This is a genomic window from Rossellomorea sp. NS-SX7 (assembly GCF_052828565.1).
In genome coordinates this window covers 2,467,245-2,488,262 of sequence record NZ_CM128249.1, presented here as the reverse complement: position 1 = coordinate 2,488,262, position 21,018 = coordinate 2,467,245, and the positions used below count along the sequence as shown (strand labels likewise).

The following is a 21,018-nucleotide window of genomic DNA, read 5'->3' as shown; positions in this document are numbered from 1 at the left end:
TTTTTTGTTTAGCTCCAAGCTTATAGTAAAAATGTTAGGCCAGCCATTATTGTGGAGGCAATCATTGCAAATAGCATTAAATAAACAACGATCTTTTGCATCTTTTTATTACCCATAGAATCTCTCCATTCTTTCAGTGGAACCTAAAATTGATTTATAAGCATATTTTATCGCGTATACCTTGAGAATACAACCTGTCCCTCTTAAGAAAACGCTTTAATAATTCGTTAAATTAGGAGGATTTTCGACATCCTGAATCGAATTGTTAGAGAGAGGAAAGCAGAACATAGTTAGGGGATGGTAAGAATGAACAGAGTGGACCACATCGGGATAGCAGTATCATCAATTGAACATGTTCTTCCATTTTATGAACAAACGCTTGGATTGAAACTGCTGAGACTTGAGGAAGTTGCTTCCCAAGGAGTGAAAGTGGCTTTTATTGATGGGGGAAATATAAAACTTGAATTACTGGAACCATTACATAAAGAAAGTCCGGTTGCAAAATTCATCGAAAAAAGAGGCGAAGGGATTCATCACGTTGCTTTCGGAGTAAAAGGAATCGAAGAACGAATCAGCGAACTTCGTGACAAAGGTGTGAATATGATCAATGAAACCCCGAAACAAGGGGCAGGCGGTGCGATGGTCGCCTTTATGCACCCGAAATCATCACATGGCGTGCTGTACGAACTTTGCGATAAATCAAACATCAAGGAGGATCAAGCATAATGGATATCTATGAAAAGATTAATGAATTGTATGACCGCAGAAGAGAAGTAGAGCTTGGAGGCGGGGACGCAAAAATCGATAAGCAGCATGAGAAAGGGAAGCTGACAGCAAGGGAAAGAATCGACATCCTGGTGGATCCGGGGAGCTTCGTTGAATTGAACCCGTTCATTGAACACAGATGTTCGGATTTCGGGTTGAATGGAGTGAATGGACCAGGTGATGGGGTAGTCACGGGATACGGGAAAGTAGGCGGAAAGCCCATTTATCTGTTTTCCCAGGATTTCACCGTATTTGGAGGCGCACTCGGGGAAATGCATGCGAAGAAAATAGCCCATGTCATGGATTTGGCCGTCAAAAACGGAGCTCCTTTTATCGGGTTGAATGATTCTGGGGGCGCCCGTATTCAGGAGGGAGTTGTCTCCCTGGACGGATACGGACATATTTTCTATCGTAATTCCATTTACTCGGGAGTGATTCCACAAATTTCAGTCATCATGGGGCCGTGTGCAGGCGGGGCCGTTTATTCTCCTGCGATTACGGATTTTGTATTCATGGTCGATGAAACCAGCCAGATGTTCATCACAGGTCCTAAAGTGATCGAGACGGTTACGGGGGAGAAGATCAGTTCAGAAGATCTTGGCGGGGCGAAAGTCCATAATACGATCAGCGGGAATGCACATTTTAGGGGAAAGACAGAAGAAGAAGTGCTGCTGGAAGTGCGCAGGCTGTTAAGTTATTTACCGCAAAATAATGAGGAAAAGCCTCCACGCCTTGAAGCATCCGATGAAGATGATTACCGGGCAGATTTAACGGATCTCATCCCTTTTGATGCAATCCGTCCATATGACGTCCGGACAGTCATCAATGAAATCGTGGACGAGGACAGCTTCATGGAGGTTCAAAAGGAATTTGCAAAGAATATCGTTGTCGGTCTTGCCCGCATTAAAGGTGAAGTGGTAGGACTCGTATGTAATCAGCCGAAGTTCATGGCAGGGGGATTGGATATCGATTCTTCCGATAAAGCGTCCAGATTCATCCGTTTCTGTGATTCTTTCAATATCCCCCTCATTACATTCGAGGACGTTACAGGCTTCTTCCCGGGGATCAAGCAGGAACATGGAGGGATTATCCGCCACGGTGCTAAAATCCTTTATGCCTATTCAGAAGCTACGGTTCCAAAGATGACCGTCATTTTGAGGAAGGCATACGGCGGGGCTTATGTGGCTCTCAACAGTAAGTCGATCGGGGCCGACCTTGTATTTGCATGGCCGAATGCAGAAATTGCCGTCATGGGGCCTCAGGGAGCCGCCAATATCATCTTTGCACGGGAAATTGCGGGAAGCGAAAACCCTGAAGAGCTTCGTGAACAGAAAATCGAAGAATACCGCGAGAAATTTGCAAATCCTTACGTTGCTGCCTCCCGCGGAATGGTCGATGACGTCATCGATCCGCGCGAAACCCGTATCAAGCTGATCCAGGGTCTTGAAATGATGAGAAACAAAAAAGAAGACAGGCCTGCGAAAAAACACGGAAATATCCCTCTATAAGGAAGTTTATTTGTCCGGTTATCACATTCACGATATACTAGAACAGTGAATACATATTGTGGAGGTCTATCTAATGATAAATCAGGAACGCTTATTGAATGAATTTCTCGAATTGGTGCAAATCGATTCTGAAACGAAAGATGAAGCAGAAATTGCAAAGGTATTAACGAAGAAGTTTACCGACTTGGGTGTCGATGTATATGAAGACGACACCATGGGTGTGACCGGACATGGTGCGGGCAACCTGATCTGTAACCTGAAAGGGAACAAGGAAGGCGTCGATACCATTTATTTCACTTCTCATATGGACACGGTCGTTCCTGCCAAAGGGGTCAAACCAACGGTCAAAGAAGATGGTTATGTTTATTCTGACGGAACGACAATTCTTGGAGCAGATGATAAAGCCGGGCTTGCAACGATGCTTGAAGCAATCACAGTCTTGAAAGAACAGAATGTTTCTCACGGCGATATTCAATTCATCATTACTGTCGGGGAAGAGTCAGGTCTTGTAGGAGCAAAAGCTCTGGATTCTTCTCTTGTAAAAGCGAAATACGGATTTGCCCTGGATTCTGACGGTAAAGTCGGTAACATTATCGTCGCAGCTCCAACCCAGGCAAAGATCCTTGCAACGATCTTCGGTAAAACCGCTCATGCTGGAGTCGCTCCCGAAAAAGGTGTGTCTGCCATCACGATTGCGGCTAAAGCGATCGCTAAAATGCCGCTTGGCCGTATCGATGAAGAAACAACGGCTAATATCGGACGTTTTGAAGGCGGTAAGGCAACAAATATCGTTTGCGAGCAAGTTGATATTTTAGCGGAAGCACGCTCGTTAGTCCCTGAAAAAATGGAAAAACAAGTAGAAAAAATGAAGAGTGCATTTGAAACAGTTGCAGAAGAAATGGGCGGAAAGGCTGAAGTTGAAGTTCAGGTAATGTATCCTGGTTTCAAATTCAATGACGGAGACGAAGTGGTTGAAGTTGCCAAACGTGCTGCCAAGAAAATCGGCCGCCCGAGTGAACTGCTGACAAGCGGAGGCGGAAGTGACGCAAATGTCATCGCAGGCTTCGGTGTACCGACCGTTAACTTAGCAGTAGGATATGAAGAGATTCATACAAAGAATGAAAGAATGCCGGTGGAAGAACTGAATAAACTTGCTGAAATGGTCGTAGCCATCATCCAGGAAGTGGCTGAATAAGAGAATGAGCCCGTTAACAGTTATAACTGTTAACGGGCTCTTATTTTATAAATAAGACTCTTAAACGCTCCAAACTTGTTTAAATATGGTACATTAGAAGTAACATAAACAAAGAGTTGAGAGGGGACAACACCAATGATGACAAAAGTAGTCGTATTCCATGCGGGCAGGGAAGAGTATGCTCTGTCGATCGATCATGTCGTTTCAATTGAAAAAATGGACAATATCAATCCGATTCCGCACCTGCCTTCGTACGTTCTCGGTTTGGTTAAAGTAAGAAATGAACTTATCCCGGTAATGGATATGTCCTCCATCTTATACAACCAACAGTTAAACAAAGAAGAAGGGTCATTCCTGATCGTAGTATATACTGAAACACTTCAAATTGGCCTCTTGGTAAAAGAAGCAAAAGAAATCCTTGAAGTTGCGGATGGCTCCATTACAGATGTCGGCCTGCTCGCTTACTCAAAGACCAAATATTTCAATGGCGTCATCAACCTGGAGAATCGTATGATCACAAAAATTGATCCGGGGGTTTTAGTGGACAGTCTGGAAGGTATTAAAGAAATTAAGGAATATGTTCAGAATCAAAAAGTATCACAAAACTAATGAAATGAAAGACGCGATAGCATGAATTCACATTACCCCAAGAATGGCAGAGTCATTCTGCACGTCGATATGAATAGCTTTTACGCATCGGTTGAAATGGCTTTCGACCCCAGTCTCAAAGGAAAGCCTTTGGCAATCGCCGGTAATCCCAAAGAGAGAAAAGGCATTATCGTCACATGCAGCTACGAAGCAAGAAGCTTTGGAGTGAAAACGACTATGCCTCTTTGGGAAGCCAAGAAACTTTGCCCTGACTTGATTATAAAAACTCCTAATTTTGATCGATATCGCGCAGCTTCGAAAGGCATGTTCGATATACTAAGACAATACTCCGACCTTGTCGAGCCGGTTTCCATCGATGAAGGCTATATGGACATTACAGATTCATATGAAAAAGGAACCCCGCTCGAAATAGCCTCTTCCATTCAAAACCAAATCAAAAGTCAATTGGACCTTCCTTGTTCGATAGGGATTGCTCCTAACAAATTTCTAGCGAAAACCGCTTCTGATATGAAAAAACCAATGGGGATCACGGTCCTTAGAAAACGGGATATTCCCTTGAAACTATGGCCGCTCCCTGTAATCGAAATGCATGGTGTCGGTTCGAAAACGGCTGAAAAGCTGAACAGTCTTGGAGTAGAGACATGTAAAGATTTAGCGCAGGCAAACGAGATTCAGCTTAAATCCTTATTGGGAATCAATGGTCTGCGTTTAAAAGAACGTGCCAATGGCATTGACAGAAGAGTGGTGGACCCGGATTCAATTTATGATTATAAGAGTGTCGGGAATTCTACTACCCTCCCAAAGGATACGACGAATCAAAGTGAACTTCTTGCCGCCATTGAAAGGCTGTGCGCCAAAGTTTCCCAAAGGCTGCAGCAGAAAGATGTTGTAGGAAGCACAGTACAAATCATGATCCGCGATAAATACAGAAAAACCATCACCAGAAGCAGGAAAGCCGACAACCCTGTCAGTCATAAAAAAGACATCCTTCATTATTCCAAGGAACTCTTCATTAAACACTGGAATGGAGATCCGGTTCGGCTCCTTGGAGTGACTGTACAGGATTTAATGGATAAAGACGATGCGACAGAACAGCTTGATCTATTCTCCTACGAAAGCGCGGCAAAGGACGAGCCGTTATACAACGTACTTTCTCAGTTGCAGGAAAAATTCGGTAAACACTCGATCTCTAAGGGAGTCAAGGGCAAAGAGAAGAAACCTTCCTATGATTCAAAGCAGGATACAAGTTTTAATAAGGACTTTTTAAGGGATTAATGGGCATTCTAACATATGGAGACGATCAAGTAAGGGGTTGCAGAGACTGATTATTTGCATCGGCTCCGTATTCTTGTTAGATTGAAAGGGATTGTCTAACGTGTTTAAGAAATAATAAATGATTTCTATAAACAGCAATACTCACACAGAAAGGACGTTGACTTAAATGTCTAAGCAAGAAATCGGTGTTATTGGATTAGCAGTAATGGGAAAAAACCTTGCATGGAATATTGAAAGCAGAGGATATTCTGTGTCTGTTTACAATCGTTCCCGTGAAAAAACGGACGAAATGGTGAATGAATCAAGTGGAAAGAAGATTGTCCCTACATACACAATTGAAGAGTTCGTAAACTCGCTGGAAAAGCCAAGAAAAATCCTTCTCATGGTAAAAGCGGGTAAAGCAACGGACGCTACAATCGATCAATTGAAACCTTTCCTTGAGAAAGGAGATATCCTGATCGATGGCGGTAATACATTTTTTGAAGATACCAGAAGACGTAATCACGAATTGAGTGAATCCGGTATTCATTTTATCGGTACAGGTGTTTCAGGTGGAGAAGAAGGGGCATTAACCGGACCATCGATCATGCCTGGCGGTCAAAAGGAAGCCTATGAGCTTGTGGCTCCGATCCTTAGAGACATCGCTGCAAAAGTAAACGGTGATGCTTGTACAACTTATATTGGACCGGATGGTGCAGGTCATTATGTAAAAATGGTCCATAACGGAATAGAATATGGTGATATGCAGCTGATTGCAGAATCTTATTTCCTTATGAAGAACGTTCTCGGACTAAGTGCGGAAGAGCTTCACGAAGTTTTCGCTGAGTGGAATAAAGGAGAGCTCGACAGCTATCTGATTGAAATCACAGCTGATATCTTTACAAAGAAAGATGATGAAACAGGTAAGCCGATGGTCGATGTCATCCTTGATAAAGCAGGTCAAAAAGGTACCGGTAAATGGACAAGCCAGAGTGCCCTTGATTTAGGTGTATCCCTGCCAATCATTACAGAGTCCGTATTTGCACGCTTCATTTCAGCTATCAAAGATGAGCGCGTCAAAGCGAGCAAAATGTTAAAAGGGCCTGACACATCTGCGTTTACAGGTGATAAAGGAGCTCTTATTGAATCTATCCGCAAAGCACTTTATATGAGTAAGATCTGTTCATATGCACAAGGGTTTGCCCAAATGCGTTCAGCGAGCGACGAATATGACTGGAACCTTCAATACGGTGATATCGCCATGATTTTCCGGGGTGGCTGCATCATTCGCGCTCAATTCCTTCAAAAGATCAAGGAAGCTTATGATCGCGAATCAGGCCTTTCGAATCTGTTATTGGATCCTTACTTCAAGGAAATCGTGGAAAGCTATCAATACGCGCTTCGCGAGGTCATCTCTGTTGCCGTTCAAAACGGTGTACCAGTGCCTGGTTTCTCAGCGGCTCTGTCTTATTACGACAGCTATCGTACCGAAACACTTCCTGCCAATCTGATTCAGGCGCAGCGTGACTACTTTGGTGCCCACACGTATCAACGTGTCGATAAAGAAGGTACATTCCATACTGAGTGGACGAAATAAGAAAATAAAGTAAAGCCCCGCTGATTTCAGCGGGGCTTTTAATGTTATTCAGAAGCTTTCACTAACATTGTTCTACATCTAAGTTTGCTATCGGCCACCAGTAGTATCCATCTTTTGCTAACAGGTTATCAGCAGCTTTCGGCCCCATCGAACCTGATTCATAGTTAGGGAACTGTTCATCACGTGTCTTTTCCCATACTTCTGAAATTTTATCGACGAACGCCCAGGATAGTTTCACTTCATCCCAGTGGGTGAAATTAGTGGCATCTCCGCGCATACAATCATGCAAAAGCTTTTCATATGCCTCAGGAGTATTCATCCCGTCGACACTGGTGTTTGCAAAATTCAATTTGACCGGTGTCGTTTCAATGTTTTGGCCGGATTTCTTCACATTCAGATGAAGGGTGATGCCTTCTTCCGGCTGAATGTGTATAACGAGAAGGTTCGGCGCTAACGGCTTGTCTGTATTATAGTAAAGATTCATCGGGATATCTTTGAATTGAATGACGATTTTAGTGGATTTGGTACCCATCCGCTTCCCTGTACGGATATAGAACGGCACACCTGCCCAGCGGAAATTATCGATCATCAGTTTTCCGGCTACATATGTTTCAGTATTCGAATAGTCGTCCACATTCTCAGCTTCGCGGTAACCATCGACCGTTTGCCCTTTTGAAGTGCCTGGTCCATACTGTCCGCGTACAAAGTAATCCTTCACTTCTTCTGACTCAAATGGACGAAGAGCTCTCAAAACCCTGACTTTTTCACTTCTGATTTCATCGGTCGTCAATTTGATCGGCGGCTCCATCGCGAGGAGCGCAACCATCTGAAGCATGTGATTCTGCACCATGTCTCTCAGCGCACCGCTTTTTTCGTAATAGCGTCCGCGTTCTTCGACTCCTAATTCTTCCGAAGAAGTCACTTGGATATTTGAAATGTAACGATTATTCCATAACGGTTCGAACATGGCGTTTGCAAAACGGATCACTTCGATATTTTGCACCATTTCTTTTCCGAGATAGTGGTCGATACGATAAATTTGATCCTCTGTAAAAGATTCACGAATTTGACTGTTCAGCTTTTCAGCCGATGGCAAATCATGACCGAATGGCTTCTCGATGACCAAGCGCTGGAATCCTTCTGTATCTGTCAATCCTTGGGTCTTTAATTGTTCCGTAATGGTTCCGAAGAATTCCGGAGCCATTGCCAAGTAGAAAATGCGGTTTCCTTCCAGTTGATAATGCTCATTCAATTCTTCCGACAATTGCTTCTGTGCCTGATAGGATTCACTGTTAGATAAATCATTTTGCTGATAGTAAAAATGGGAAACGAATTCATCGATGTTTTCATCATTACCTAATGCGTTATGTACGGATGTTCTGACATGCTCTTGAAAATCTTCATTTGACCAGTCACGGCGTCCGACACCGATGACGGCAAAGCGTTCTGAGATTTTTCCTTTACGGAATAAATGATAAAGAGATGGATATAGTTTTCTTTTTGCTAAATCCCCTGTAGCTCCGAAAATAGTGATCAGAGAAGAGGGTGTATTAGTATTTTTCACAGTAAATGACCTCACTTTATCTTGTTGCTGATCTTTTTTAAAAGAATGTTTCTTCCTATTTATTATCTATTACAATTATTTTATTTTAAAGATTTAATGAGCATTTAGCAAATCATATGCTGATAAACTTTTTTCTGAAGGATCTTTTTAAACTCGCGCAAGCCTTCGTTTTCCGCGGGCGGCCGGTTCTGAAATAAACTAATAGTTGAAATCATGAACGGTATTTCCATTTTCGCCACTTCCTCACAATTTCACTGCTTTAATCCGGCGAATGATCATCGTCTTTATGTTGGCTTAATTCTCTAATCTTATAACATGATTGAAAAATGTAGGGAAGTGCTTTTATATATGAATGCTGTTTCTAATGCTTCGCTGCAGTAGGTTTGCAGGTAAATATGCTATGATAGATGTATCACCGACCGCAGTAGGAGTGAAGAAACGTGGAATTGTTATTTTTGGGCACGGGAGCGGGAGTACCTGCCAAGCTCCGCAATGTGACAAGCATCGCTTTGAAATTATTGGAAGAAAGAGGTGCCGTGTGGCTTTTCGATTGCGGGGAAGCAACTCAGCATCAGATTTTACATACCAGCTTGAAACCTAGAAGAATCGAGAAAATCTTCATCACCCATCTTCATGGGGACCACATTTACGGGCTCCCCGGTTTGCTGGGAAGCAGATCGTTTCAGGGAGGGGAATCTGGGCTTACCGTCTATGGTCCAAAGGGCATAAAACAGTTTATCGAAGTCTCTTTATCAATCAGCCAAACTCACCTGAAATACCCCCTTGAAGTAGTGGAAATAGAAGAAGGGGTAATCTTCGAGGATGAAAGCTTCAGAGTGGAAGCAAGGGAACTTCAACATGGACTCCCGACCTTCGGCTTCAGAGTGGAGGAAAAAGATAAGCCCGGGGAGCTTCAGGTGGAACGCCTTCGGGAAAGAGGGATAAAACCGGGCCCCATTTATAAAAAACTAAAGGCGGGAGAAGAAATTGCACTTGATGATGGGAGCATCGTGAACGGAAAAGATTACATAGGTCCCTCTATCCCGGGCCGTGTCGTCACAATCCTCGGCGATACCCGCACGTGTGCTGGTGCGCTCGAGCTTGCGCGGTCCGCTGATGTGCTGGTTCACGAAGCTACGTTCAATAAAGACCAGGAAGAGATGGCATATGAATACTTCCATTCAACCACCAAACAGGCAGCAGAAACTGCTTCCAAAGCCGGCGTCAATGTCCTGTTCCTGACTCACATCTCTTCAAGGTTTGCTAAAGAATCGTGGGAGGAGCTGCAAAGAGAAGCAAGAGAGACTTTTCCTGACAGCTATATCGCAACGGATTTTATGGAACACACCATCCCCTTGAAAAAATAGGAGAAAGGAGACCGGTTCATGAAAACCATTTACATTGTGCGCCATGCGAAAGCTGAAGGCCAGCCTTTTCATGCTGCTCTGACTGCCGAAGGGGAAGGGCAGGCACACCGTCTTGCTTCCTTCTTGGAGCAATACCCGGTTGAAGCGATCTATTCCAGCCCTTTTAAAAGAGCCCTGCAAACCATCCTCCCATTTGCTGAAAGGACCGGAATATCCATTCACGAAGATGACCGGCTTGGTGAGAGAATACTGAGTGAAAAAGACTTTTCGGACTGGAAGGAAAAATTGCAAAGAAGCTTTGAGGATTTCTCACTGGCCTTTCCAGGCGGCGAATCCAATGAACAAGGGATGGCACGTGCCGCTTCTTTTATCGAGGATGTAGTCAAAAAGGATGAGAATCACATTGTTGTTGTAAGCCACGGCAACCTTACTACTTTATTTTTGCGTTACTTTGACGAGAAATATGGATTCGATGAACTGTTCGCCTTGACCAACCCGGATGTGTACCTTGTAAGGGTGGATGAGGGCAGGGTGGAACGGGTTTGGGAGTCCTGACTAATCATTGAGTGATCTGAGGGGTGGATATAGAGTCCCCTATTCAATAATGAAGCATGCTAGATGGGCAAAACTGCCTTCTAGCATGCTTTTTTGTAATTGTAATTAAGTATATATAGATTTGGAAGTGTAAACGGTTGTTTTACAGTCGGCACTCGGTTTTCTGGGGGTCTAATTCTTTTGAAGCTTGTCGCCTCTGAGCGAGCCACCTAAGCTTTTCTCTCTACCATCCTCGCTCATACTGCTTCGGCGCCTGAATCTCTTCGTTCAATTCTTTCGCTGCGCTTCGCGGCCAGTAAGGATCCCTGAGCAGTTCTCTGCCGAGGAGGATCAAGTCGGCACGCCCATTCTGAATGATCTCTTCCGCTTGAAGTCCAGAGGTGATGAGACCCACTGCTCCTGTAGGGATGCCGGCATCCTTCTTTATGGTTTCCGCAAGCTTAACCTGATAACCAGGATATACCGGTATTCGCGCAGGTACGACTGCTCCCGAGCTGACATCCACAAGGTCGATTCCCTGCTCTTTCATCCATTGGGAAAACACGACATAATCGTCAACATCCAACCCGTCTTCGTGGTAATCTTTTGCTGAAACACGCACAAGAAGCGGACCGTCCCAAACGTTTTTAATCCCGTCAATCACTTCACGTAGGAAGCGGTAGCGGTTTTCGGCCGAGCCTCCGTACTCATCGGTTCTTTTATTCGATAGCGGGGAAAGGAATTCATTGATGAGGTAACCATGGGCACCGTGTATCTCAATCACATCAAATCCAGCTTTCCTTGCTCTTTCTGCCCCTTTCACGAACGCCGTAATGGTTTCTTTAATATCCAAGAAAGTCATTTCAAGGGGAGTCTTCATGTCATCATTAAAAGGGATTGAGGAAGGAGCGATGATGTCACCCTCCAATACCGCTTTTCTGCCGGCATGTGCCAATTGGATGCCTGTTTTTGCCCCTTGTTCTTTGATCAAGCTCACTAACTCGCTTAACCCTTCAATGTGGTCGTCACTCCAGATGCCGAGATCATGCGGTGAGATCCGGCCCTCAGGCGAGACTGCAGTTGCTTCTTGTATGATCAATCCTGCCCCGCCGACGGCCCTGCTTACATAATGTGTCCGGTGCCAGTTTTCTATCTTTCCATCTTCATTGTGAGAGGAGTACATGCACATGGGTGCCATCACAATACGGTTTTTAAGTTCAACATTCTTAAGTGTATATGATTCGAACAATTTTGTTTTCAACAAATTATCTCCTTTCGGGCAATTTATTTCGAGTTCCTAAATACTCGTGCTTTTTGATTATATCAACCTAAAATAAGTGGTGAAAAGAAATATGCTTTTCGCTTCATTACTTCATTCGGTTTACTACTAATTCTTTTCCTATCTCCTGAGAACGGTTCCTGGCAGAATCCACGCACTTCAGAAATGCCTCGTTGACGCCGTATTCTTCAAGTACGGATATGCCTGCTTCCGTCGTTCCGCCTGGACTGGTCACATTTTTACGAAGTGTCCCGGCCTCGAGACCTGAATCTTCGAGCATTTTGGATGCGCCTGCAATGGTTTGCGCAATCAATGCTTTTGCAAGCTCCTTCTGCAGTCCAAAATCCACGGCCGCCTTTTCAAGCAGCTCTGCAACATAATAAATGTAAGCTGGACCGCTGCCCGATACCGCTGTGATCAAGTCCATCTGCTCTTCTGGGACCTCCACGGATAAGCCGACGGAACGAAAAAATGTCAATGTCCATTCTTTTTGCCGTCCTGTAAGACATTCATTATAGGTAATGGCTGTTGCTGACTTACCGAGAGCCGCACTTGTATTCGGCATGGCTCTGGCAATTGCACCTGCAAACGCCAGGGTTTCCTGGATATGGTTGATCGATATGCCTGCCAATACAGAAATGACAAGTGTACCCGGGTTAAGGAATTTCCTTATTACGGGACCTGCATCATGGAAATCCTTTGGTTTCATGGCTAAGATGACCACATCAAATGCTTCATTGGAAGGGGGACCGCCATTAACCCCGTTTACACCAAAATGTTCAATGACTTCTGTTAATCGCTGGTGGTTGGACCGGTTTGTAATATACACTTCTTCTTTCTCCAAAACCTTTGCATCGATGGCTCCGCTTAATAAAGCATGTGCCATCGAGCCTGCTCCGACAAACAATGTTTTCATTTTAACGTTCCCTCCTTTTGAAAAATAAAAGACCCCTTCATCCATAAAGGACGAAAGGGTCATCTTCCGTGGTACCACCTTGTTTTATCCACCCAGATCAACTGGATGAATACACTTGATTTCCATTTAACGCTGGAAACGTTCTGTTTTAAGACGCTCTAAAGGCAGGTTCACAGACAGAGAGGACGACAGTGCTTTCCAGCCTATGAGCACTGCTCTCTAGCGTCATTTATCTGTTACTATTCTTTATCATCGCTTTAACTTTATATTATAGGTGATTATCTTAAAAAAGCAGCTTGTCTGTCAAGTGTTTATTTCAGTATATTCGCAAGATAAGAAAAATGACAAAGAAAGGAATTAACTGTACACTATAAAATGAAGGACCATTCATTTTTTCGGTCCCATTTAATACACTGGAATGTGGTGAAATAATGTCAACAATTGGTTTCGTGGATAATATCGCTAAAATCACATTGTCAACTCCATACGCGGTGGGGGATGTCAATGTCTATTTGATAAAAGGGGATGTGCTGACCTTGGTGGATGCCGGTCCGCTTACGGATACCGCCTGGTCTCAACTAACCGCGGGGCTTGCTTCATTAGGCTATTCCGCTGATGATATCGAGCAGGTAGTCCTTACCCATCATCACCCTGATCACGCTGGAATGCTCCAGCGTTTTTCGAAAGATGTAAAAATAGTCGGTCACAAGTATAATCAATACTGGATCAACAGAGATGACTATTTTCATAAGGTATATGACCGTTTTTTCTATCAATTGGGTCTTGAATCGGGGCTTCCTCAAGCCTATCTTTCAGCGATTCCCAAATTTAAAAGCCCATTGAAATACATGGGATACAGAAGCTTGAATGATGCTATAAAAGAAGGAGACTTCTTACCCGGGCTGCCCGGATGGAGGATCATCGAAACCCTGGGACACGCTCAAAGTCATCTTTCTTTCTACCGGGAAAGTGACGGAGTGATGATCGCTGGCGACCATATTTTAGCCCATATATCTCCGAATCCAATCATCGAACCCCCTTTTGAGGGGGAGAGTGAGCGGACAAAGCCGCTCCTGCAATACAATGATTCGTTGAAAAAGCTAATGGACATTCCCATATCATATGCTTATACCGGGCACGGGGAAGAAGTTGAAAATGTCCATGACTTGATTCCGAAGAGACTGGCTAAACAGGAAGAAAGGGCAAAGGCAGTCCTCGGGATGATCCGGGGTAAGCATCAAACGGTATTCGATATCTGTAAGCTCTTATTTCCTACCGTTTATAAAAAGGAGCTCGGGCTTACTCTGTCAGAAACAATCGGCCAATTGGATTACCTTGAATCTCTTGGGGCGATCCGGAAAGAAATAAAAGATAATGCTTACTACTACCATGCGTAATCGAGGTGAAAGAGTTGAATCATAGAATTAAAGGAAAGAATATTGTCATTACAGGTGCTTCAGGCGGAATCGGTGAACAAATGGCTTTAAAAATAGCAGAAAATGGAGGGAACCTGGCCTTGATCGCGCGGCGTCTTCATTTGTTGGAGAAGCTGAAACAAACTGTGGAAAGTAAATTTCAAACGAAAGTGGAAATTTATCCGCTGGATGTCTCCAGATACGAAGAGATACCAGGCGTTTTTCAAAGGATCCTGAATGATTTCGGAGAAGTGCATGGCTTAATCAATAATGCGGGGTACGGCGTTTTCAAAGAAGCGCATGAAGCTCCTTTTCCAGAAGTGAAAGGAATGTTCGAAGTGAATGTCCTGGGTCTGATGGCATGTACAGGGGAGGTCCTTCCCCATATGCGTGAACAGGGGTTCGGTCATATCATCAACATTGCTTCGCAGGCAGGTAAATTTGCATCCCCTAAATCAAGCGCTTATTCAGCATCCAAACATGCCGTCCTCGGGTACACCAACAGTCTGCGGATGGAAGCAGCAAGATACGGGGTGCAGGTGACAGCCGTCAATCCCGGACCGATCGCCACCGACTTTTTTTCGATTGCCGATGAATCGGGTACCTATGTGAAGAATGTGGAGAAATGGATGTTGAAGCCCCATTTTGTTGCGGACAAAGTGGTGGATGCACTATTTACAAACAAAAGGGAAATCAACCTGCCGCGCTGGATGAATGCAGGCAGTGTCGTGTATCAGTTATTTCCATCTTTTGTCGAAAAAGTAGGAAATAAACTTTTTTTCAAAAAATAGTGAAACCATATAGTACTTTAGTACGTCTAATCTTTTAAGGGGGGAGTCTATGAATAAACAATTCATCTTAGGTATGCTGTGTGCCTTTTTTCTTATAACCGGATGTACTTCGACAGGAGTCAACAAGCCTCAGCACGATGAAAATTTCATAGGCTTTGCGACTGAAATAGATCTCAAGAATAGTAAAGTGCTGATCAATGACGTATGGTTTTCCTATGATGATCAAACAGAATTCAAATCTGATAAAAAGAAATCGTTACATAGTGAAGATTTAAAAATCGGTCAGAAAGTAAAGGTGAAATTTGACGGTGTCGCGGGTGAATCCTTTCCAGCGAGTGCAGCTGCAAATCAATTCATTTTGCTGACTGATGAACAAAGTAAGAAACAAGGGAAAGCGGTGGAGCTTGTCGTGAATGATCCCCGTTTTTCCCAAGTTGTCATGCAGTCGATGGAGAAAAATCCAACAGGCATGTATTCCCTGCGCTTTAAGGATTTATCACTGAATCGAGATGTTCACGTGCTTGTCAGTATTGACGACAAACGTGTCATCGTACCCATTTCTACATCTGCCAATGAATGAAAGAGCGTTCATCATCGATCCGCTCTTTTTTGGTATGTGTCACAATTATGTGAATGAAAGATGTTTCAGGATGGCTTCTGCGACGAGTTCGGGGTTTTCCATATGAACATTGTGTCCATGAGTCGTCTTTATCTCCCTCACATCGTCTGATAGCGCCTTTAAACCTTCCTGATAGCCAGTCCATTCGGGGGATTGATTTCCAGATTGAATGACTGTCAGGGGAAGCGACCGATCCAGGGGGCGGCTGTTCGTCACCTGCTGAGCGGTAATGCCGCTGTCCCTCAATTCTTTGAAAACCGCTTCATATGCCTTTGGGCTGTAACCGACGAAGGAATGATACTTCTCAAGCTCGGGGAACATATACCTTCCGCCGACCTTCATCTTCAATAGACGCGGTAAACCCGTATAAGCAGTGTAATGACCGAACTTCATCATCCGAAGGCTATTCCTCCACTCCTTCTTTCTCTTCGAATCGAATCCATCTGTCAGATATCTCTCCTCAACAACAGCATCAACGAAAACGATCCCTTTCACTCTTTCCCTATTTTCGCTTGCAAATAAGCGTACATTCAGACCCCCATAAGAATGACCTGCAAGCACCAGCGGGGAAGATATGCCTAATGCGGCAAGAATGGCTTCCATATCTCTCACTGTGCTCAACCCGTCACCGTATTCCCTTCTGCTGCTCCAGCCATATCCTTTACGGTCGAAAGAAATGGTATGGGTACAGGAGCCGAGTATTTCCTGCACCCTGTGCCAGTGCAGGGACTGTCCTGATAAACCGGCATCCATCAAGACGGTGACAGGACCTTTTCCTTTCTCAATTACATGGAATGTGCCCCTTTCTGTATGTACTAATTTACCTGGAGGTGGCTGTTTTTCATTTCTTCTTAAAAGAGCGGTTGTGATGCTTGCGGGAAATAAGAGGGAGGTGATGGCGGTTTGCTTCCAATTATCCATTTGCATTCCTCTCCTTTTCATTCTTACATTATTCTCCATAAAAAGAAAAAAACCTTCAACAGAAAGGTTTAGCGATTAGATATAACAAAATGCGGGTATGCATCATTGAACAAGGAAAATGTTGATCTTACAAAAATTATGCCTACTTTTCTTCTTCAGTGGGAAACTAATATCATCTATGTGAAAAGGGAAGTGAATATATGACGGGAATTTTGTTAGCCCTGATTCCTGCAGTGGCATGGGGAAGCCTTGTATTTGTAAGTGTCAAGCTCGGGGGGAATGCTTACAGTCAGACGGTCGGGATCACCATCGGATCCCTTTTGTTCGCCATTGGGGTTTTCATCTTTAAATCACCCGAGTTATCAATGCTTGTTTGGAGCGTCGGCTTCATTTCAGGGGTGTTTTGGGCGGTAGGACAAGTCAATCAGCTCGCAAGTGTCAAGTTTATAGGTGTCAGCAAAACCGTCCCCATTTCCACCGGTATGCAATTAATCGGAACGACTCTATTCGGTGTCCTGGTGTTTAAAGAGTGGACCACCACTGAAACCATACTGCTTGGAAGCGGAGCCGTCATAGCCCTCATCGTTGGTGTAATCTTGACTTCCTACACACAAAAATCCGAGGACAAAGACAATCAACAGTTGAAAAAAGGGCTTCTCACATTGGTAATTTCAAGTCTTGGATACATAGCATATGTCGTCATTGTCCGCTGGTTCAAGATCGACGGCTGGGAAGCCATTTTGCCGCAGGCCATCGGGATGTTCATCGGGGCGGTCGCCATCACGATCCGACATAAGCCATTCACTAAATACACAATCCGGAACATCTTGACAGGTCTTATGTGGGCAGCCGGAAATCTAGGGTTATTACTTGCCCTGCCAAGGATCGGAGTGGCCACGAGCTTCTCCCTCTCACAAACGGGAATTGTCATTTCGACGATCGGAGGGCTCTTCTTCTTAGGCGAAAAGAAATCAAAAAAACAAATAATGCTTGTCATTGCAGGATGTATTCTCATCATTACCGGCGGTGTGCTCTTGGGCTTTACAAAAAAATAGGGCGGGCAGCCCATCAACACTTTCGTTCATGACAAGCTTTATAGTGCTGAAAAAATAAAGGAGGGAATCCCATGTATTCAGATTTGGAAGGAAAAGTGGTCATTATCACAGGCGCTGCAACCGGAATCGGAAAGGCGATTGCCAAAAGGTTTGCCGGGGAAAAGTGCAAGGTGGTCATCAACTATTTCAATGAAGATGAAAATCCCCGGGAACTATTGAGATATCGAACAAAGCGGCGGCACTGCTTCCATCATCCAGGGTGATGTGACAAAAGAAGAGGATGTGGAAGGCTTTGTCAAGTTTGCTCACGAAACGTATGGCCGTCTCGATATTTATGTGAATAATGCAGGAATCGAAAATGAAGTGCCATCTGAGCGATTGTCCCTTGAAGATTGGAACAAAGTCTTGAATACGAACCTGACAGGTACCTTCCTTGGCTGCCGGGAAGCGGCGGAGTACATGCTGAAGAATGGCATCAAGGGCTCGATCATCAACATTTCATCTGTCCACGAAATCATCCCCTGGCCGCATTTCGTTCATTATGCTGCCAGCAAAGGCGGAGTGAAACTGTTGATGGAAAGCCTGGCTTTGGAGTTTGCCCCTGACGGCATCCGGGTCAACAACATTGCCCCCGGCGCCATCGATACGCCCATCAACGCAGAAAAATTCTCTGACCCGGAGAAGAAAAAAGGGGTCGAAAAACTCATACCGCTCGGCTACATCGGCGAACCTGAACAAATCGCTTCCTGTGCAGCATTTCTTGCATCAGAGCAGGCAAGCTATGTTACCGGAACGACCTTGATTGCAGATGGCGGGATGACGAAGTATCCGGGGTTCCAGGCCGGGAAAGGGTAATGAGGTGGAAGAGTCTGCTCTGTAATGGGGCGGGCTTTTTTTGCAGGCAGGAACGAATTTGAAGGGGAGGGCCCCAGCAGAAGATGAGGAGGAAGGTTTCATCCTTTTATTAGAGGAAAACGGGATCGTTACAGCTGAAAATGGAATTTTCATGTGAAAAAAGGCTGCTTTAAGGCGATGCCCATCTCTATATTCCTCTTGGGACGCGGATAATGATGATAATTGCGCTACTAATTTGAAGTATTGCTCCGGATTTTTATTAATTGCGCCAGTTCAGGGATAATTGCGCTTCTTTTCAATTAATTGCGCCGCTTTCCCGATAATTGCGCTACTTAGAATGATTCTTATTTTGTCCCGTCGTTCACTTTTATCGTCTGTCGTCCCAAAACCAGCCGCCTCCGCTTTTCTAGTGTCCAGCTCCGGCGGCTAGAGGCTCGAGACATAAGTCATGCCATCCAAAAAGGCAAAGAGCGCCTTTATGGCTGTCCTGCCTTATGCTGTCGCCTCTGAACGAGCCGCCTCCGCTTTTCTAGTGTCCAGCTGCAGGGCTTAGAGGCACATGTCATAAGCCAAATTGTCCAAGAAGGCAAAGACCGGCCTTCATGGCCAATTCGTCTTATGCCACCCGCCTCTGAGCAAAGCCCTTCCGCTTTTCCGTCTCCCAATATTTTAACTCCATTCCCAATAATTTAAGTTGAAAGCGAACGTATATTCGTATAAAATCATAGATATAATAAAAGGGAACAAACGTTCTAAAGAAACGATGGGAAGGAGTGAGAAGGATGACTGTCGATTACAGCGGGCTGCCGCACCACAAGATTTTATGCATCGATATGAAGAGCTTTTATGCCAGCTGTTCGGCTGTCATGCTCGGGCTCGATCCGCTCCAGTGTCATTTAGCGGTGGTCGGGGACCGGGATCGGCAGGGGAGCATTGTATTGGCTGCGTCCCCAAAGTTAAAGAAAGACTTCGGGATCAAAACCGGGTCGCGGATGTTCGAAATTCCAAAGGATCCCCGCATTCAACTTGTAGAGCCGAAAATGGCTACCTACGTGCGCATTTCCACTGAAATTACCCGCTTGTTTCACCGTTACGTTCCAAAAGACGCCATTCACACGTACAGTGTCGATGAAAGCTTCATCAAGATTGACGGGGCCACGCATCTGTGGGGGGACGCCATGACCATCGCCCGTAAAATAAAAGATGATATGGAAAGGGAATTTCAGCTTCCGTGTGCGATTGGGATCGGACCCAATATGCTCCTGTCCAAACTTTGTTTAGACCTTGAAGCGAAGAAGGAAGGAATTGCCGAGTGGGGGTATGAAGACGTGCAGGAAAAGTTATGGCCCCTGTCCCCTCTCAGTGAAATGTGGGGAATCGGCCGCCGTCTTGAAAAGACGCTCAACCGGATGGGGATCTTCTCGGTCGGACAGCTGGCGCAGTATGAGCTGGAGAAGCTCGAAGCGAAGTTCGGGGTTATGGGCAATCAGCTGTATCATCATGCCTGGGGTGTGGATTTATCGGAAATCGGTGCGCCGATCATGGAAGGTCAGATCAGTTTCGGAAAAAGCCAGATTCTCCTCAGGGATTACAAGGAAAGGAAAGAAATCAAGTCCGTCATTCTGGAGATGTGCGAAGAAGTGGCAAGAAGGGCGAGGACGCATAAGAAGGCTGGAAGGACCATCAGCTTCGGGATCGGGTACAGTCAGGAAGAATTCGGAGGCGGATTTCACCGCTCGAGGACAGTGGAGGAGCCGACCAATATCACGATGGATTTGTACAGAGTCTGTCTTCAGCTTTTCGAAGAGAATTATAATGGAAAGACGGTCCGGAAAATATCCATAGCCCTTTCAAATATCACGGAGGATGAAACGATGCAGATTTCCTTATTTGATCCCAAACGCTGGGAAAAGCGTGAATTGGGGTATGTGGTGGATAAGATTCGCCGCAAGTATGGATCGGCTTCCCTGCTCAGGGCGGTATCCTATACAGAAGCGGGAACGGCGAGACATCGTGCGCGGCTTGTCGGAGGGCATAAATCATGATGCGGGAGGTGAATAAGTGTGATTCGTGACCGCGGAAGAATCAAATGGACGTCCATGATGCTGCCGGAGCATGTGAAATTATTACGGGATTGGGCGAAGGAAGATACGTATGAAAAAAGAAAAGAGCTTGATGAACAAGAATTAGAAGTATTGAACGAAGTAGTGGCGGAAGCGATGGAGTTTGGGAAAGCCGTATCGATCACGCATTATGTGAATCATCGGCATGAGCAGCTTATCGGGGCCATTCACCATGCTGATTCATTGGAAGGGAAGCTGCATGTGGTGGACCGGGATGAGAAGGTTCACTATATTCCTTTAACGGGCATCACGGATATCCGCTTTTTTGAAGAGTGAGCAGGCACTGATACCAATAAAAAAGAGAGACTTTGTAATGAAGTCTCTCCGCATTCATGATTATTCTTCATCCAGTACTTTCTCCGCACGGACACAAGATTCGAATTTCCCCTTATGAGAAGCGTCACAGAACGGCATTTTAGTGGATAAACCGCAGCGGCATAGTGAGAAGACTTGTTTAGTCGGAAATACGTTTCCGTCCGCGTCAATCAATTCCACATCCCCGCTGACACGGAAAGATCCATTGTCATTGACTTTGATTTGAGCTTTTGCCATGAAAAACCACCCTTTCTATAAAATACAAAAGTTTCCCCATATTGATAGTAAAGTGAAAAATGAAAAAATGCAATATAATAAAGGGATCAGAAAAAATAT

At 44.8% G+C, this 21,018-nt stretch carries 20 protein-coding genes, 1 pseudogene and 1 other annotated feature; of the genes and pseudogenes, 15 read left to right on the top strand and 6 right to left on the bottom strand.

What is annotated here, in order from left to right; genetic code table 11:
- Window positions 1-20: 20 nt before the first annotated feature.
- Window positions 21-116, bottom strand: a complete 96-nt coding sequence (gene prli42, locus ACUXV2_RS12515) for a stressosome-associated protein Prli42 (RefSeq protein ID WP_172250231.1) — start codon at window positions 114-116, stop codon at window positions 21-23.
- A gap of 190 nt (window positions 117-306) precedes the next feature.
- On the opposite strand from prli42, the gene mce reads away from it, so the two are divergent.
- The 6 genes from mce to gndA all read left to right on the top strand — a co-directional run bounded on the left by mce (window position 307) and on the right by gndA (window position 6,928).
- Window positions 307-726 carry a methylmalonyl-CoA epimerase gene (mce, locus tag ACUXV2_RS12510; protein ID WP_446243532.1) on the top strand — a complete coding sequence of 140 codons (420 nt, stop codon included), beginning with the start codon at window positions 307-309 and terminating at the stop codon, window positions 724-726.
- On the top strand, window positions 726-2,273 hold the full coding sequence (locus ACUXV2_RS12505; RefSeq protein ID WP_446243531.1) for an acyl-CoA carboxylase subunit beta: 1,548 nt from the start codon (window positions 726-728) through the stop codon (window positions 2,271-2,273). Before mce ends, ACUXV2_RS12505 begins: the two co-directional genes overlap by 1 nt.
- Before the next feature lie 73 nt (window positions 2,274-2,346).
- Window positions 2,347-3,468 carry a M20/M25/M40 family metallo-hydrolase gene (locus tag ACUXV2_RS12500; RefSeq protein WP_446243530.1) on the top strand — a complete coding sequence of 374 codons (1,122 nt, stop codon included), beginning with the start codon at window positions 2,347-2,349 and terminating at the stop codon, window positions 3,466-3,468.
- A gap of 135 nt (window positions 3,469-3,603) precedes the next feature.
- Entirely contained in the window at window positions 3,604-4,077 is a 474-nt protein-coding gene (locus tag ACUXV2_RS12495) for a chemotaxis protein CheW (RefSeq protein ID WP_446243529.1), read from the top strand.
- Window positions 4,078-4,098: 21 nt separating this feature from the next.
- Window positions 4,099-5,352, top strand: a complete 1,254-nt coding sequence (locus ACUXV2_RS12490) for a DNA polymerase IV (protein ID WP_446243528.1) — start codon at window positions 4,099-4,101, stop codon at window positions 5,350-5,352.
- Window positions 5,353-5,518: 166 nt separating this feature from the next.
- Window positions 5,519-6,928 (top strand): NADP-dependent phosphogluconate dehydrogenase, encoded by a 1,410-nt coding sequence (gene gndA / locus ACUXV2_RS12485; protein WP_446243527.1) that lies wholly within the window; start codon window positions 5,519-5,521, stop codon window positions 6,926-6,928.
- A 61-nt stretch (window positions 6,929-6,989) separates the two neighbouring features.
- Here the strand turns inward: gndA and zwf are convergent, their stop codons facing one another.
- Window positions 6,990-8,492, bottom strand: a complete 1,503-nt coding sequence (gene zwf / locus ACUXV2_RS12480) for a glucose-6-phosphate dehydrogenase (protein ID WP_446243526.1) — start codon at window positions 8,490-8,492, stop codon at window positions 6,990-6,992.
- Between the two features lie 440 nt (window positions 8,493-8,932).
- Between zwf and rnz the strand changes: the two genes are divergently transcribed.
- Together rnz and ACUXV2_RS12470 are read left to right on the top strand one after the other, a co-directional pair.
- On the top strand, window positions 8,933-9,859 hold the full coding sequence (gene rnz, locus ACUXV2_RS12475; protein ID WP_446243525.1) for a ribonuclease Z: 927 nt from the start codon (window positions 8,933-8,935) through the stop codon (window positions 9,857-9,859).
- Between the two features lie 18 nt (window positions 9,860-9,877).
- A complete protein-coding gene (locus tag ACUXV2_RS12470) occupies window positions 9,878-10,414 on the top strand; it encodes a histidine phosphatase family protein (RefSeq protein WP_446243524.1) in 537 nt (178 codons plus the stop codon).
- Window positions 10,415-10,637: 223 nt separating this feature from the next.
- Here the strand turns inward: ACUXV2_RS12470 and namA are convergent, their stop codons facing one another.
- Window positions 10,638-11,654 carry an NADPH dehydrogenase NamA gene (namA, locus tag ACUXV2_RS12465; protein WP_446243523.1) on the bottom strand — a complete coding sequence of 339 codons (1,017 nt, stop codon included), beginning with the start codon at window positions 11,652-11,654 and terminating at the stop codon, window positions 10,638-10,640.
- Window positions 11,655-11,760: 106 nt separating this feature from the next.
- Complete coding sequence (gene proC, locus ACUXV2_RS12460; RefSeq protein ID WP_446243522.1) at window positions 11,761-12,588, bottom strand: pyrroline-5-carboxylate reductase; 828 nt, start codon at window positions 12,586-12,588, stop codon at window positions 11,761-11,763.
- Window positions 12,589-12,631: 43 nt separating this feature from the next.
- Window positions 12,632-12,850, bottom strand: a binding site (T-box leader).
- Between the two features lie 169 nt (window positions 12,851-13,019).
- Between proC and ACUXV2_RS12455 the strand changes: the two genes are divergently transcribed.
- Genes ACUXV2_RS12455 through ACUXV2_RS12445 form a run of 3 tightly spaced genes read left to right on the top strand, consistent with a single transcriptional unit; the run spans window position 13,020 to window position 15,374 of the window.
- Window positions 13,020-13,985 carry an MBL fold metallo-hydrolase gene (locus tag ACUXV2_RS12455; RefSeq protein WP_446243521.1) on the top strand — a complete coding sequence of 322 codons (966 nt, stop codon included), beginning with the start codon at window positions 13,020-13,022 and terminating at the stop codon, window positions 13,983-13,985.
- 14 nt (window positions 13,986-13,999) lie between these two features.
- Window positions 14,000-14,794: an SDR family NAD(P)-dependent oxidoreductase gene (locus ACUXV2_RS12450; RefSeq protein ID WP_446243520.1), complete on the top strand. Its 795-nt coding sequence runs from the start codon at window positions 14,000-14,002 to the stop codon at window positions 14,792-14,794.
- A 49-nt stretch (window positions 14,795-14,843) separates the two neighbouring features.
- Entirely contained in the window at window positions 14,844-15,374 is a 531-nt protein-coding gene (locus ACUXV2_RS12445) for a DUF3221 domain-containing protein (protein WP_446243519.1), read from the top strand.
- A 45-nt stretch (window positions 15,375-15,419) separates the two neighbouring features.
- On the opposite strand, the gene ACUXV2_RS12440 is transcribed toward ACUXV2_RS12445, so the two are convergent.
- Complete coding sequence (locus ACUXV2_RS12440) at window positions 15,420-16,334, bottom strand: alpha/beta fold hydrolase (RefSeq protein WP_446243518.1); 915 nt, start codon at window positions 16,332-16,334, stop codon at window positions 15,420-15,422.
- Window positions 16,335-16,534: 200 nt separating this feature from the next.
- Here ACUXV2_RS12440 and ACUXV2_RS12435 point away from each other — a divergent pair, with 200 nt between their 5' ends.
- From ACUXV2_RS12435 to ACUXV2_RS12420, 4 genes and pseudogenes are all read left to right on the top strand, one after another.
- A complete protein-coding gene (locus ACUXV2_RS12435; protein WP_446243517.1) occupies window positions 16,535-17,389 on the top strand; it encodes a GRP family sugar transporter in 855 nt (284 codons plus the stop codon).
- Between the two features lie 71 nt (window positions 17,390-17,460).
- A pseudogene (locus ACUXV2_RS12430) lies at window positions 17,461-18,244 on the top strand (glucose-1-dehydrogenase).
- 782 nt (window positions 18,245-19,026) lie between these two features.
- Window positions 19,027-20,289 (top strand): Y-family DNA polymerase, encoded by a 1,263-nt coding sequence (locus ACUXV2_RS12425; protein ID WP_446243516.1) that lies wholly within the window; start codon window positions 19,027-19,029, stop codon window positions 20,287-20,289.
- 18 nt (window positions 20,290-20,307) lie between these two features.
- Window positions 20,308-20,643 (top strand): YolD-like family protein, encoded by a 336-nt coding sequence (locus ACUXV2_RS12420; protein WP_446243515.1) that lies wholly within the window; start codon window positions 20,308-20,310, stop codon window positions 20,641-20,643.
- A gap of 60 nt (window positions 20,644-20,703) precedes the next feature.
- Here the strand turns inward: ACUXV2_RS12420 and ACUXV2_RS12415 are convergent, their stop codons facing one another.
- Window positions 20,704-20,919, bottom strand: a complete 216-nt coding sequence (locus ACUXV2_RS12415) for a CDGSH iron-sulfur domain-containing protein (protein WP_446243514.1) — start codon at window positions 20,917-20,919, stop codon at window positions 20,704-20,706.
- Window positions 20,920-21,018 lie beyond the last annotated feature (99 nt).

Excerpts from the sequence above, each read along its gene's own strand:
- prli42 (WP_172250231.1), bottom strand. The coding sequence starts at position 116 with ATGGGTAATAAAAAGATGCAAAAGATCGTTGTTTATTTAATGCTATTT.
- mce (WP_446243532.1), top strand. The coding sequence starts at position 307 with ATGAACAGAGTGGACCACATCGGGATAGCAGTATCATCAATTGAACAT.
- ACUXV2_RS12505 (WP_446243531.1), top strand. The coding sequence starts at position 726 with ATGGATATCTATGAAAAGATTAATGAATTGTATGACCGCAGAAGAGAA.
- ACUXV2_RS12500 (WP_446243530.1), top strand. The coding sequence starts at position 2,347 with ATGATAAATCAGGAACGCTTATTGAATGAATTTCTCGAATTGGTGCAA.
- ACUXV2_RS12495 (WP_446243529.1), top strand. The coding sequence starts at position 3,604 with ATGATGACAAAAGTAGTCGTATTCCATGCGGGCAGGGAAGAGTATGCT.
- ACUXV2_RS12490 (WP_446243528.1), top strand. The coding sequence starts at position 4,099 with ATGAATTCACATTACCCCAAGAATGGCAGAGTCATTCTGCACGTCGAT.
- gndA (WP_446243527.1), top strand. The coding sequence starts at position 5,519 with ATGTCTAAGCAAGAAATCGGTGTTATTGGATTAGCAGTAATGGGAAAA.
- ACUXV2_RS12470 (WP_446243524.1), top strand. The coding sequence starts at position 9,878 with ATGAAAACCATTTACATTGTGCGCCATGCGAAAGCTGAAGGCCAGCCT.
- proC (WP_446243522.1), bottom strand. The coding sequence starts at position 12,588 with ATGAAAACATTGTTTGTCGGAGCAGGCTCGATGGCACATGCTTTATTA.
- ACUXV2_RS12455 (WP_446243521.1), top strand. The coding sequence starts at position 13,020 with ATGTCAACAATTGGTTTCGTGGATAATATCGCTAAAATCACATTGTCA.
- ACUXV2_RS12445 (WP_446243519.1), top strand. The coding sequence starts at position 14,844 with ATGAATAAACAATTCATCTTAGGTATGCTGTGTGCCTTTTTTCTTATA.
- ACUXV2_RS12440 (WP_446243518.1), bottom strand. The coding sequence starts at position 16,334 with ATGGATAATTGGAAGCAAACCGCCATCACCTCCCTCTTATTTCCCGCA.
- ACUXV2_RS12435 (WP_446243517.1), top strand. The coding sequence starts at position 16,535 with ATGACGGGAATTTTGTTAGCCCTGATTCCTGCAGTGGCATGGGGAAGC.
- ACUXV2_RS12425 (WP_446243516.1), top strand. The coding sequence starts at position 19,027 with ATGACTGTCGATTACAGCGGGCTGCCGCACCACAAGATTTTATGCATC.
- ACUXV2_RS12415 (WP_446243514.1), bottom strand. The coding sequence starts at position 20,919 with ATGGCAAAAGCTCAAATCAAAGTCAATGACAATGGATCTTTCCGTGTC.